8 protein-coding genes are annotated in these 13,729 nt (G+C 63.9%); all 8 read left to right on the top strand.

Features of this window, described 5'->3' with window-relative positions; genetic code table 11:
• Nucleotides 1-36 precede the first annotated feature (36 nt).
• The 8 genes from U5A58_RS16450 to U5A58_RS16415 all read left to right on the top strand — a co-directional run bounded on the left by U5A58_RS16450 (nucleotide 37) and on the right by U5A58_RS16415 (nucleotide 13,711).
• Complete coding sequence (locus tag U5A58_RS16450) at nucleotides 37-1,488, top strand: aldehyde dehydrogenase (protein ID WP_321962230.1); 1,452 nt, start codon at nucleotides 37-39, stop codon at nucleotides 1,486-1,488.
• Between the two features lie 82 nt (nucleotides 1,489-1,570).
• The gene (locus tag U5A58_RS16445) at nucleotides 1,571-3,484 is read left to right on the top strand and encodes a feruloyl-CoA synthase (RefSeq protein WP_321962229.1); all 1,914 of its coding nucleotides are present in this window, start codon (nucleotides 1,571-1,573) and stop codon (nucleotides 3,482-3,484) included.
• A 12-nt stretch (nucleotides 3,485-3,496) separates the two neighbouring features.
• A complete protein-coding gene (locus U5A58_RS16440) occupies nucleotides 3,497-5,284 on the top strand; it encodes an acyl-CoA dehydrogenase family protein (RefSeq protein WP_321962228.1) in 1,788 nt (595 codons plus the stop codon).
• A gap of 87 nt (nucleotides 5,285-5,371) precedes the next feature.
• Nucleotides 5,372-6,601 (top strand): 3-(3-hydroxy-phenyl)propionate transporter MhpT, encoded by a 1,230-nt coding sequence (gene mhpT / locus U5A58_RS16435; RefSeq protein WP_321962227.1) that lies wholly within the window; start codon nucleotides 5,372-5,374, stop codon nucleotides 6,599-6,601.
• A 331-nt stretch (nucleotides 6,602-6,932) separates the two neighbouring features.
• Nucleotides 6,933-8,168 (top strand): MFS transporter, encoded by a 1,236-nt coding sequence (locus tag U5A58_RS16430; protein WP_321962226.1) that lies wholly within the window; start codon nucleotides 6,933-6,935, stop codon nucleotides 8,166-8,168.
• A gap of 365 nt (nucleotides 8,169-8,533) precedes the next feature.
• Nucleotides 8,534-9,778: an ABC transporter substrate-binding protein gene (locus U5A58_RS16425; RefSeq protein WP_321962363.1), complete on the top strand. Its 1,245-nt coding sequence runs from the start codon at nucleotides 8,534-8,536 to the stop codon at nucleotides 9,776-9,778.
• The gene (locus U5A58_RS16420) at nucleotides 9,775-12,735 is read left to right on the top strand and encodes an EAL domain-containing protein (RefSeq protein ID WP_321962225.1); all 2,961 of its coding nucleotides are present in this window, start codon (nucleotides 9,775-9,777) and stop codon (nucleotides 12,733-12,735) included. The genes U5A58_RS16425 and U5A58_RS16420 overlap by 4 nt, the downstream gene beginning before the upstream one ends.
• Before the next feature lie 196 nt (nucleotides 12,736-12,931).
• Nucleotides 12,932-13,711 carry a hypothetical protein gene (locus U5A58_RS16415; protein ID WP_321962224.1) on the top strand — a complete coding sequence of 260 codons (780 nt, stop codon included), beginning with the start codon at nucleotides 12,932-12,934 and terminating at the stop codon, nucleotides 13,709-13,711.
• Nucleotides 13,712-13,729 lie beyond the last annotated feature (18 nt).

The raw sequence follows: 13,729 nt of genomic DNA, 5'->3' as shown, positions 1-13,729 counted from the left end.
TCGTTCGCAACGCACAAGGATAGAGGAGACAACAGCATGCATGAAACCGGACTCTTGATCGGCGGCGCGGCGCGCGCCGCATCGAGTGGCAAGACCTTCGAGCGCATCAATCCGGCAACGGGCGCGGTGGCCACGCGCGCGGCAGCCGCCACGCTGGAAGATGCCGACGCGGCGGTGGCCGCCGCCGCGCGCGCGTTTCCCGCGTGGGCCGCGCTCACGCCCACGGAGCGCCGCAAGCGCCTGCTAGCCGCCGCGGACAAAATGGATGCGCGCACAACGGATTTCATCGCCATTGGCGCGGCGGAAACGGGGGCGATGGCGAACTGGTACGGCTTCAACGTGATGCTCGCGGCCAACATGCTGCGCGAAGCGGCTGCCATGACCACGCAGATCGACGGCGCAGTGATCCCCTCCGACGTGCCCGGCAGTCTCGCGATGGCCGTGCGCCAGCCGTGCGGCGTCGTGCTCGGCATGGCGCCCTGGAACGCGCCGGTGATTCTCGCCACGCGCGCGCTCGCCATGCCCCTCGCGTGCGGCAATACGGTGGTGCTGAAGGCTTCGGAAGGGTGTCCCGGCGTGCATGCGCTGATCGGCGCCGTGCTCAACGAGGTAGGTCTCGGCGAGGGCGTTGTGAACGTGCTCACGCATGCACCGGAAGATGCGCCGGCCATCGTCGAGCGTCTGATCGCCAACCCCGCCGTCAAGCGCGTGAACTTCACGGGCTCGACGCGCGTGGGCCGCGTCGTCGTCGAGCATTGCGCACGGCATCTGAAACCGGCACTGCTCGAACTGGGCGGCAAGGCCCCGGTGCTCGTGCTCGACGACGCCGACCTCGACGCGGCAGTGGAAGGCATCGCATTCGGCGCGTTCTTCAACCAGGGGCAAATCTGCATGTCGACGGAGCGCGTGATCGTCGATCGCAAGATTGCCGATGCGTTCATGGAAAAACTCGTTGAGAAGGCGCGCACGCTGAAGGCTGGCGACCCCACGCAGCCGGGCTCGGTGCTGGGTACTTTGGAGAGCGAAGCGTCGGCGCGGCGTATCCGCGCGCTCGTGGAAGACGCACGCGAAAAGGGCGCGAAACTGCCGCTCGGTTGCGAAGTGAACGGCGCGATCATGCAGCCTGTGATCGTCGAAAACGTCACGCGCGAGATGAAGCTCTATGCCGACGAATCGTTCGGCCCCGTGGTGACGGTGCAGCGCGTGGATGGCGACGACGAAGCGCTGCAGGTGGCAAACGACAGCGAATACGGTCTTTCGGCGGCCGTGTTCAGCCGCGATATCGCGCGCGCGATGAGTGTGGCGAAGCGTGTCGAATCGGGCATCTGCCATATCAACGGGCCAACGGTGCACGACGAAGCGCAAATGCCGTTCGGCGGCGTGAAGGCGAGCGGCTATGGGCGCTTCGGCAGCAAGGCTTCGATCGCCGAATTCACGGACCTGCGCTGGATCACCGTGCAGACCGGCCCGCGCCACTATCCGATCTGAACGCGCTCACAACATGAACTACCGGGCCGGCTGCGTCGACATACGGCGCCGCCCGGCACCGGCCAGGCAAAGGAGACAGGCTTTGGATTCAGAGCCGACCCAAACGCATGCGCGCGCGCGCGTGCAGCCGGACTTCGCCGGCTACCGCGCCGTTGCGATCGGCTCGGCCGCGCCGCAGATCGAGCGGCGTGGCGAGTGCTGGTATTTGCGCTCGACCGAGTCGCTAGGCGAGTTCCCCGAGCGCGTGACCGACCGCCTCGTGAGTGGTGCGCGCGCGCATCCGGACCGCTGGCTCGTGGCGCGCCGCGGCGCCGACGGGCAGTGGCAGGGCATCAGCTACGCGCAGATGCTCGAACGCGCACGCGCGATCGGGCAGGCCTTGATCGCGCGGGGTTTGTCCGCGCAGCGCCCGGTCGCGCTGCTTTCGGGCAACGATCTCGAACATTTGCAAATGGCGTTCGGTGCGCTGTGGGCCGGCGTGCCCTATGCGCCCATATCGCCCGCGTATTCGCTCGTGTCGAGCGACTACAGCAAGCTGCGGCACACGCTGGGGTTGCTCAACCCAGGCCTCGTATTTGCCGCTGATGGCCCCGCTTTCGCGGCAGCGCTGGATGCCGCAGTGCCTGACGCTATCGAGCGCGTGGTGGTGACACCGGCTGGCGGCGCGCGCCGCGAGACGCCGTTTGCGGCGTTACTCGAGACGCAGCCGGGCAGCATTGAAGCCGCGCAAGCGCGCGTGAATGGCGACACGATCGCGAAGTTCCTCTTCACTTCGGGCTCGACGCGTCTGCCCAAGGCCGTGCCCACCACGCACCGCATGCTGTGCAGCAATCAGCAGATGCTGCTGCAAACCTTTCCGCAGTTCGGCATGGAGCCGCCTGTGCTGGTGGACTGGCTGCCCTGGAATCACACCTTTGGCGGCAGCCACAATGTGGGCATTGCGCTCTACAACGGCGGCACGCTCTATATCGACGACGGCAAACCGGTTGCGGGCCGCTTCGAAGAGACGCTGCGCAACCTGCGCGAAATCGCGCCGACGCTCTACTTCAATGTGCCCAAGGGTTGGGAAGAACTGACCGTGGCGCTCGAAACCGACGTGCGCCTGCGCGAGACGTTTTTCTCGCGCGTGAAGATGTACTTCTTCGCGGGCGCGGGGCTCTCGCAGGCGGCGTGGGACCGGCTCGAACGCGTGACGCAGGCCCATTGCGGCGAGCGCATCCGCATCATGGCGGGGCTTGGCATGACCGAGACCGCGCCGTCGTGCCTCTTCACGACCGGGCCGGTGATGGGCGCGGGCTATATCGGCCTGCCTGCTCCGGGCTGCGAGACGCGTCTCGTGCCGGTGGACGGCAAGCTCGAAGCACGCTTTCGCGGACCGAACGTGATGAGCGGCTACTGGCGCGCGAACGAGACGGATCGTCACGGCGTGTTCGACGAAGAGGGCTACTACCGCACCGGCGACGCCGTGCGGTTCGTCGATGCCGCGCGGCCCGAACTGGGCCTGCTGTTCGACGGGCGCATTGCCGAAGACTTCAAGCTCAGCTCAGGCACGTTCGTGAGCGTGGGGCCGATGCGCGCGCGCATCGTTTCGGGTGGCGCGCCGTATGTGCAGGACGCGGTGATCGCGGGCATGGACCGCGACGACATTGGCGTGCTGATCTTCCCGCGCCTGGACGATTGCCGCCGGTTGGCGGGGCTCGACGCCGGCGCGGCCGTGCGCGACGTTCTGGACTCGGCCGCCGTGCGGGACTTCTTTGCCGACCTGATGGAGCGGCTGAACCGCGAGGCAACGGGCAGCGCGACGCTCATCACACGGCTTCACGTGATGGACGCGCCGCCTTCGCTCGATCTTGGCGAGATCACCGACAAGGGGTCGATCAATCAGCGCGTGGTGTTGAGCCAGCGCGCGGCGCTCGTGAACGCGCTCTATGCCGCGCGTGGCGAGCACGCTGCCAGCGCGCGCGTGATCTTCGCGCGTCATTTGCAGCAGGTTTGAGGAACGGTCACGATGAGTCTCGACTATCAGGTTCCGCTGCGCGACATGCGCTTCGTGATCGACGAATGGATCGACGCGCCCGGATGGTGGCGTAGCGTGCCCGCCTGGGAAGACCTCGACAGTTCGATGGCGCAGCAGGTGCTCGAAGAAGCCGCGCGTTTCGTAACGGAACGCATCGCGCCGTTAAACCCGGCTGGCGACCTCGAAGGCTGCCGCTTCGAGGGCGGCGAGGTCTCGACGCCAGCGGGCTTTCGCGAGGCATATGCGGACTTCGTGACGGCAGGCTGGCCCACGCTCGCGCTCGACGCCGAAGCGGGCGGTCAGGGCTTGCCGCAACTGCTCGAAGTCGCACTCCAGGAAATGCTCGCGGCGGCCAACCATGCGTGGCTGATGTCGCCCGGCCTCACGCACGGTGCGACCGCGTGCCTTCTGGCGCACGGCTCCGATACGCTCAAGCGCGACTGGCTGCCCAGGATCGCAAGCGGCGAGTGGCTCACCACGATGTGCCTGACCGAGCCGCAGGCGGGCAGCGATCTCGCGCTGCTGCGCGCGCGAGCGACGCCCGATGCGGCGCACGAAGCGTGGCGTATCGACGGCAGCAAGATCTTCATCACGGGTGGCGATCACGATCTAACCGGGAACATCGTGCACCTCGTGCTCGCGCGTTTGCCCGATGCGCCGCCGGGCACGAAGGGCCTCTCGCTCTTCGTGGTGCCGAAATGGACCGTGGGTGAGGACGGCGCGCGCGTGCGCAACGGCGTGCATTGCGAAGGCATCGAAAAGAAGATGGGCCTGAAGGCGAGCCCGACCTGCTCGATGCGTTTCGAGCAGGCGCTGGGCTGGCTGGTCGGCGAGCCGCACCGCGGCCTCGCTTCGATGTTCGTGATGATGAACGCGGCGCGCCTGCAGGTGGCGATGCAGGGCGTAGGGCATGCGCAGCTTGCGTGGCAGCGCGCCCACGCCTATGCGCAAGAGCGCGCGCAGATGCGCGCCGTAAGCGCGCCAGCGCATTATGAGGGGGAGCCGGGAAAGCCCGCACCGATTGCGTTTCATCCGGCCATGCGGCGCATTCTGCTCGATCTGCGCGCAACCGTGGAAGGCGAGCGTGCCATCGGCTACTGGATCGGTTACTGGCTAGACGTGGCCGCGCGCCACCCCGACGCGCATGAGCGCCAGGCGGCCGGGCAGCTCGCCTCGCTGCTCACGCCCGTTGCCAAGGCGTTCTTTACTGCCAATGGCTTTGCGGCGGCGTCGAGCGCACTGCAGGTATTCGGCGGCTACGGCTACATTCACGAGTACGGCGTGGAGCAGACCGTGCGCGACAGTCGCGTCGCCATGCTCTACGAAGGCACGAACGAAATTCAGGCAGTCGATCTGCTTGTGCGCAAGGTGCTGGGCGACGGCGGCGAGGCGTTGCGCGGCTTGTTGGCGCATATCGCGGCGGAAGCCGCGCGCTGTACGGCATCCGACGATCGGGCGCTCAGTGGCGCGGGTACACGGCTCGATGCGCTGGTCGCTGACGTGCAACGCATCACAGGCGAAATCGGGCAGGGCAGTGCAGACGATCGCGAGTTGCCCTACCGCGTAGCCGACGATTATCTTGCGCTCCTCGGCTGGCTGCTGCTCGCGTTTGCCTGGGCGCGAACGCTGCGTATTGCGCTGAACGCACCCGCGGGCGATCCGTTTTACGCGGAAAAGTGCACCACGGCGCGTTACTTCTTCGCGTATCCGCTCGCGGCATTCGATCACCGGTCGCAGCTCATCGAAGCGGGCTGTCGCGCCCCGCTGCCGCACGTCTGATCATTTTTCAGCACTTAGATTAGGGTAGCTAACTAGTGCCGACGCGGTGAAAGGCCGCGACATTCCGTTACAAAACGAGGAGGCAACGTGTCGTCATCGACTACGCAGGTGAGCGCGCGCACGGCGGCGGGCACCGCATGGGTGCTGGGTTTGTGTCTGATCGTGGCGGTGCTGGAGGGCGTCGATCTGCAATCGACAGGGGTGGCCGCGCCGCGTATGGCGCGCGAGTTCGGTCTTTCGGTGAGCCAGATGGGGCTCGCGTTCAGCGCGGGCATGCTCGGGCTCCTGCCCGGCGCGATGATCGGCGGACGCCTCGCCGATCGCATCGGGCGCAAGCGCGTGCTGCTGCTTTCGATGGTGGCGTTCGGCGTGTTCTCCATCTTCACCGCCCAGGTGGGGAGTTTCACCACGCTGCTGGTGGCGCGCGTCTTGACCGGCATCGGCCTTGGCGGCGCCATGCCGAACCTGATCGCGCTTTCGGCCGAAGCCGTGCCGCCGCGACTGCGCAATACGGCCGTCAGCATCATGTATTGCGGCATGCCGCTCGGCGGCGCGCTGGCGGCGCTGATCGGCGTGCTCAGTGCGGGCGATGCGCAATGGCGGCATATCTTCTATGCGGGCGGCGTGGGGCCGCTCGTGGTTGCGCCGCTGATTCTCGCTTGCCTGCCGGAGTCCGCCGCCTATGAAGCGGCTGCGAGCCGCGCGCAGTCCGCGCAGGATGGCCCGCCGCCCACGTGGCGCGTGTTGTTCGGCGAGGGCCGCGCCGCGGTGACCGCGCAGATCTGGATCAGCTTTTTCTGCACGCTCATCGTGCTGTACTTCCTGCTCAACTGGCTGCCTTCCCTGATCGTGAGCCGCGGCCTCACGCGCAGCCAGGCCGGCGTCACGCAGATCTTCTTCAACGTAGGCAGCGTAATCGGCGTGCTCGGCATCGGCATGCTGATGGATCGCGTGAAGCCTGGACGTGTTGTTGCGGCTGTCTATGCGGGCATTGCAATATCGCTCTTCATGCTCGCGGGCGCGGGCAACCTGTTCTGGATCTGCGCTTCGGTGCTGCTCGCGGGCATGGGCGTGGTGGGCGCGCAGTCGATGCTCTATGCGCTTTCCGCCGCGAGTTACGCCACCGTCATGCGCGGCACCGGCGTGGGCGCGGCCGTGGCAGTGGGCCGCGTGGGTTCGATCGTCGGTCCGCTCGCGGCCGGGCAACTGCTGGCGGGCGGTGCGAGCGCCACGACGGTGATTGGCGCGAGCGTGCCGGTCACGGTGGTGGCGGCGCTCGCGGCGCTGCTCGCAGTGCGGCGCTCGCGCGCGAGTTGACGCGCGGCGTCTTCAGCCCGCTATCTGGCGGCACGCATCAGCATCTAATCGACGCCTAACTTTTCCCCGGAAAAATATCGTTTATTTTTCCGGGACTGAAATGACATCATCTCCGCCCCGCAAGCCTGTGGGCGGCAGGCCGCGTCACATTCCGTTCATAACCCTTTTGCCGACCCCGCCAATTGCCGGGCCGCACGCGTTTCTTTTTTTGATGTTAATTTAAACGCCATTCCCGATTGGCCATTTAAACGGCGATTTTCCCCATTTTTTGGTGTGAAATTGCCGAACAATGGCTTTTATTATTCGCCCCACTCAAAACAGTCATCGAAACATGAACGACCGTTCTCCCAATCTTGCGCCCGCGCCGCTTCAAGAGACGACACTGCGCCAGTGGTTGTCCGTCTTTGCCGTGGCGATCAGCGCATTCGCGTTCGTGACGTCCGAGTTCCTGCCGGTTGGTTTGCTCACCGAAATCGCCCGCGAGCTTGGCGTGACGCCGGGCACCGCTGGCCTCATGGTGACCACGCCGGGCGTGATGGCCGCGATTTTTGCGCCGGGCCTCATGATGTTTGCGGGGCGCATGGATCGGCGCCACGTCTTTCTGTTGCTCACGGCCATGCTGCTCGCGTCCGATATCGTCTGCGCACTTTCGACGAATTTCGCGCTCATGCTGGTGGGCCGCGCGATGCTCGGCGCGGCGCTCGGCGGCTTCTGGACGCTTGCGACGGCCGCAGCGGGGCGCCTCGTGCACACGAGCGACGCCGCGCGCGCAACGGCCATCATCCTCACTGGCGTGACCTGCGCAACGGTGATCGGCGTGCCGCTCGGCACCTTTATCGCCGGGCTTGCCTCGTGGCGCATGTCGTTTTTCGTGACAGGCGGTCTTGTCGCGCTCGCGCTGATCGCTCAGGCATTGCTGGTGCCGTCGCTGCCTTCCGCTGCCGCATTGCGTCTTGCCGACTTCGTCACGCTGCTGCGCCGCCCGCATGTGCGCCTGAGCATGCTGATGGTCGCGCTCGTGTTCGGCGCGCATTTTTCGACGTACACGTTCATTGCGCCGCTGCTTCAGCAAGACTTTACGATGAGCGCGATCACGCTGCTGCTGCTCGCCTTCGGCGTGATCGGCTTTTTCTCGAACGCGTTGACTTCGGCTTTTGTCGCCACGCGTTTGAAATTCGCCGTGGCGACGATGACGGCGCTGTTGTTGTGCGCGCTCTCGGCGATGATTCTGCTCGACCACGTACGCGTTGGCGAAATCGCGGCGATGCTGATGTGGGGCGTGGCGTTCGGCGCGATTCCGCTGTGCTTTTCCGTGTGGATTCAGCGTGGCACGGCCGATCAGGCCGAAGCGGGGTCGGCCATGTTCGTGAGCGTGATCCAGGTGGCGATTGCGCTTGGCTCGTCGGTGGGCGGCGCGATCGTGGACCGTGCCGGCATTCGCGCCGATCTGGTGCTCGGTTGCGCACTCGCTGTGTTCGGCCTCGTGACGTTGCAGCGGCTTGCGGCAATGGAGCGGCCTGCGCGCGTCGCGGCGCTCGACTGCGAATGCAGCCCGTCCCTCGACTGAAACAAGTCGCGTGAGCGAAGGCGGCGAGCCATTGCGCTCGCCGCGCCATGATGTGCCATGGCGCGCCAAACGCGCACGCCCGTTCTGTGTCTGCGCAAAAATACTCAATGCTATTGGACTACGTTGGCGCAGCGCGCTGCGCCAACGTTTGCGAACGGGCGTGAACGTTCGTCCGTCACAGCTCGCCGGTCAGCGCGTGCCGCGCTCGAGTACAGGTTTCCTCAAGTGATGCCCGGTTTTGGCCGATATGCAATCTGGTTCCCCTGCGTCAAGGGTTTGTGTGCCTGGTTTGCGACTCCCGAACTGAAAGCGAGCGTTACGTGCACGGATTCAAGTTTGCCTGGCTGCTGTCCGGTTTGATCGGCATGCTCTTGCTCCTGGGTTGCGATCAGCAGAACAGCGCCCAGAGCAGCAAGGCCGCGCCGGCACGGGCCACCATCACCGCATTGATCTGGGCGCCGGACTGGCCGCAGGAAATGCTCCAGATCGCCGCCGAGTTCGACAAACTCAATCCGGACGTGCACGTGAACGTGCAGTTCATGGTCGGCAATTCGGTCGAGGAGAACATCAAGCCACGCGTGGCGGCCGGCACGCTGCCGGACCTCGTCAGCATCAATCCGAACGCCTATGCGGCCGAGCTGGCCGACCAGGGCGTGCTCGCCGATGTCCGCGAGAGCGCCGCATGGAAGCACATGCTCGATCCGCTCAAGTCCGACTGGACCAGCCGCGACGGCAAAGGATTCGGCATTTCGGGCGGTGTGGCGACGACGATGATCTATTACAACCGTGCCATGTTCGCCAGGGCCGGTATCGATACGCTGCCGGCGAATTTCGATGAGTTCCTGGCGGTATGCGCCAAGCTCAAGCAGGCGGGAATGATTCCGGTGATGTGGAGCGGCGGCTTTCCGAACATGCTCGGCAACGGGCCATTCGCATCTGGCTTCGCCAACAATGTGGTCGCGCACGAGCCGCATTGGAAAGAGAAGATGGCGGACGGCACGCTGAACCTCGACACGCCGCAGGTGGCCGATATCTTCGCGAGGATCGCCCTGATTCCCGAGCGCGGTTACGCGCAGCCGTCGTTCATGACGACGGGCTACGACGAGGGCATTCGCCTGTTCAAGGAAGGCAAGGTGGCGATGGCGTTTCAGGGCAGCTGGGCCGCCGGCCTCATGCTCAATGGAAACGATTTCTCGGTGGGCGTGTTCGTGCCGCCATGGAACGCGCGCGGTGAACGCGTTGTGCCGGTGTTCGGCAGCGAAACGGGTTTTGCCGTTTGCGAAACGCCCAACAAGGCCGCGGCCATGCGTTTTCTGGAATTCATCGCCGGCAAGGGATTTCCGATTCTACAGAGGAAACGCCACAACGTTTCGCCGTTTCAGCAAGGCATGGGCACCGTGGTCAGCGACGTGGAGATCGTCGAGTACACGAATGCGGTCAGCCGCTATCCGGTCACGGCGAGCCCCTATTATTCGTCGCTTCCTTCCAACACGATTGAGCTGGTGCATAAATTGATGCAGGATGTGCTGCTCAGGAAAATCACGCCCAGGCAGGCTGCGCAGCGCCTGGACCTCTCGGTCAAGACTGAAGCGAAGATGCACTACAAATGAATTCGATCTCCGCGTCGCTGCGACGCGCTTTCGATTACCTCTGCCAGGATTTGCTTCGACGCGTCGAGATTCGCTATCGGCTGATTGCCGCTTTCATTCTGTTGGCGCTGTTGCCCATTATCATTTCGGGCTGCATTTCCTATGTGAAGTCGGTTGCGGCGATCAAGGAAAACGCGGAGATCTTTTCGAAAGAGGTGGTGCGGCAGGTTTCCAGAAATGTCGAGCTGCGCATGCAGCAGATCGAATCAGAGAGCAATCTTCTCGTGCTTTCGGATCGCGTTCAGGGCGCACTGGCGAGAGCGGCAAGCGGCGGCGCCAGAGAGCAGAGCGAGGCGCGCGAGGACATGACGCGTTTGCTGCTGGAGCACTACGGGTCGGTCGATTTCATCAATCAAAAGTATTTGCTCGACCAGAAAGACCAAATTCTGGATACCCAGGCTTTTGCGCAGTTGACTACGGGAGTGACGGCGCTCGTCGGCCTCGCGCAAGAGTCGCAGGAACGCACCTACTGGGGCAGCTACGACGATGGGGTGGGGCAGCAAAACCTGGGGATGGTGCGCGCCATCTACAACAAGAGCGACAACACGAAGATCGGTAGTCTGGTTCTGGTCGTTCGCCCCGAATACTTCTCGACGATCTTCAACGACGTTGCGGCAGGCAGCGGGACTGAGATCTACGTATTCGACGCGAGCGACAACAAAATCATCGTAGTCCCGAATCATGCGGCGTCGCCCAATCCGGGCGCCACGCCCGAGCCCGGCCTGATCGCGGATATCGTCCGCCATCGCCTATCGGGCGAATCGAGCCGGTTCGTCAATTTCGCCGCGCAACACGGCGGCCATTATCTTGCCGCTTACGCCCGAATTCCCGGCACGAGCTGGTTCGTGGTCAGCACGATTGCCGAACAGAGTCTCACTGCGGAGGCGCAGGCCGTACGCAACCAGATCGTGGTGGTCGGTATTTCTGGGTTTCTGCTTTCCATTTTTCTTGCCTGGTTTATTTCAATCAGTATTTCGGCGCCGTTGCAGGACCTGGTGCGCCGGATGCACGACACGGGCGAGGATGCCGGCGCCGTCGAGGACGAAGGCGCGCAGGCGGCGGGTTCGGCCGGAGGGCCGGACGAACTGGCCCGGCTGGCGCAGCGCTTTGAGCGCATGCGCGCGGCAATCAGGCAGAAGATTCAGAAGATCAACGAAATCAATGCGACGCTCGAGCAGACGGTCGTCGACCGAACGGCGGAACTCGTCGCCCGCGAACGCGAGGCGCGCACGCTGATCGATAACTCGCCCGACACGATCACGCGATATGACCGCGAGCTGCGCCGCACGTTTGCCAATCCGGCCTTTTGCACCTCGGCGGGATGCGATCTCGCCAGCGTGCTCGGCAAGCGGCCTTCGGAGCTTCCCGGCGGCGCGAATGCGCTGGTCTACGAACGGAAGATTGCCGACGTCATCGCAACGGGAAAAAGCGCGCAGTTCGAACTGAGGTGGGCGGGCAAGGACGGGCAGGAGCAATGTACCCATATTCGCATCACGCCTGAGATCGACCGTTCCGGGCATGTCAGTTCCGTGCTCGCGGTGGGGCGCGACCTCTCCGACCGGATGGCGTTCGAGGCCACCATCTGGAAACAGGCCAATTTCGATGCACTGACGGGGCTTCCAAACCGGCAGCTCTTTCACGACCGTCTGACCGAGGAGGCGGCGCTCGCGAGCCGTTCGGGAAGGCGCGTGGCCCTGATGCTGATCGACCTCGATCGCTTCAAGGAAGTGAACGACTCGCTGGGCCACGACCGCGGCGACGTGCTGCTGATCGAGGCCGGGCGCCGCATTAGCGCGTGCGTGCGCAATCTGGACACCGTCGCGCGACTGGGCGGCGATGAGTTCACGGTGATCCTGCCCGATCTGGAAGACTTGGAGGCGGTCGAGCAGACCGTGCGCAGCATCAATCGCAAACTGACCGAGCCATTCAAGCTCGGCGCGGACGAGGTCTACATTTCGGCGAGCATTGGCGTGACCGTCTTCCCCGACGACACCGTCGAACTCGACGCGCTGTTCAAGAACGCCGACCAGGCCATGTATGCGGCAAAGAATGCCGGACGCAATCGCTTCAGTTACTTCACGCCCGACATGCAACTGGAGGCGCAAACGCGCTTGCGCCTGACGAGCGACCTGCGTGCCGCGCTTCCTCGCGATCAGCTTCGGCTGCTTTATCAGCCGGTTGTCGACCTGGCAACGGGACAGGTGCGCAAAGCGGAGGCGCTGATTCGCTGGCTGCATCCCGAGCGGGGCATGATCAGCCCGCTGGAATTCATTCCGCTCGCGGAAGATACCGGCCTCATCATTCCGATCGGCGACTGGGTGTTCAGACAAGCCGTGCAACAGGCGCGGCTCTGGCGCGAGCACTATGATCCGTCGTTCCAGATCAGCGTCAACATGTCGCCGGTGCAGGTCCGCCAGGACAGCATGGTTGGCGCGCGGTGGCATGAGTATCTCAATCGTGAGGGCGTGCCGGGACAAAGCGTGGTGGTGGAAATTACCGAGGGTCTGTTGCTGCAGGCTGAGTCGAATATCGACGAGCGGCTGCTGGATTTCCGTCTTGCGGGCATTGGCCTTTCGATCGACGACTTCGGCACCGGCTATTCCTCGCTTGCCTATCTCAAGCGCTTCGATATCGATTACCTGAAAATCGATCGCTCGTTTGTCCAGAACCTGAGCGTGGACGAAAACAACCAGGTGCTATGCGAGGCGATGGTGGTGCTTGCACACAAACTGGGCATTCAGGTCATCGCCGAAGGCGTGGAAACGGTCGAGCAACGGGATTTTCTCAAGACCATGGGCTGCGATTTCGCGCAAGGCTATTTGTATTCCAGGCCTGTTGCGCCCGAGCAGTTCGAACAGCTGGTCTGGCCGGTGGTCGCAGAAGGGGCGGCTGGCGAACAGGCGCGAAGCGATAGCTAACGAATGTATGCGGTAGCGTCGTTTCTGGCATGTCGGGATAAAAAGAAGGCGACCCGAAATAACCAGCCGGCATATAAATCGACGCGTTCAGGTGTTCTGTACGAAGACGTACGGAACACGAATGTTTTTTCGCTCAGTCTACGGTCTGCATTGACGTGTGCCTGTATTCACCGATCAGGCTGCGCAAGGGACCACAATGAACGCGCTGAACGATGAACGGCAGCTTGATGAAATTGCGCGGGTAGACGTGCAGAGTGCGCAAGCGCTTGCCAAGGCGATGGACGACGGCGGCGTGGGTGTGCTCTACGACATCGTGCCACCCGCAACGCTTGCAAAGCTTCGCAATGGCGTAGCCGAGCTGGTCGAGCAGAATGGCGCCCGATACTTCGGCTTTAGCGGGGCGCAATGGATAAGCGGCACCTGTCTTGCCCCGCTTTTCGAAGACGCGGGGCTGCAGGCGTTATTGCGCCAGCTGTATGTGCGCAAGATGGGGACACCTCCGCCCAGTGACGCGATTCTCCCGGTCATGCGAGTGCTTTCGGGAGAGCAGGGAATCCGCCACTCGAACAATTTCCACTACGACTCGTATGCCGTGTCGATCTTGTTGCCGGTTCTGATTCCCAATGACCCCGGCGAGCGGGCAGGCCACCTCGTGATGTTCCCGAATCTACGCAATGCGCGGCGTTCTGCGATCGTCAATATCGTTGAGAAGGCAATCGTGGAAAAGCTGCTTGGAAAGATCTGGCGCTTGCCGCAGGTTCAGAAATGGCTTTCGGCGAAAGTCGTGACGTTGCAGCCGGGTAATCTTTACTTCATCTGGGGCTTGCGCTCGTTGCACGCGAATCAGGCCTGCGCGCCTTCCAGCATTCGGTGCACGGTGCTGTTTCACTTCGGCGACCCGCACGAAAGCAGTGTATTCAAAGGGCTCAGCCACCGGCTGCATGCCATGAGGCTGCGGCGCATGGCGCGCGATTGATCTCGCGCGCCACTGCCA

Source organism: Paraburkholderia sp. J7, assembly GCF_905220155.1.
Taxonomy (GTDB): Bacteria; Pseudomonadota; Gammaproteobacteria; order Burkholderiales; family Burkholderiaceae; genus Paraburkholderia.
This window is presented reverse-complemented; position numbering and strand designations above follow the sequence as displayed.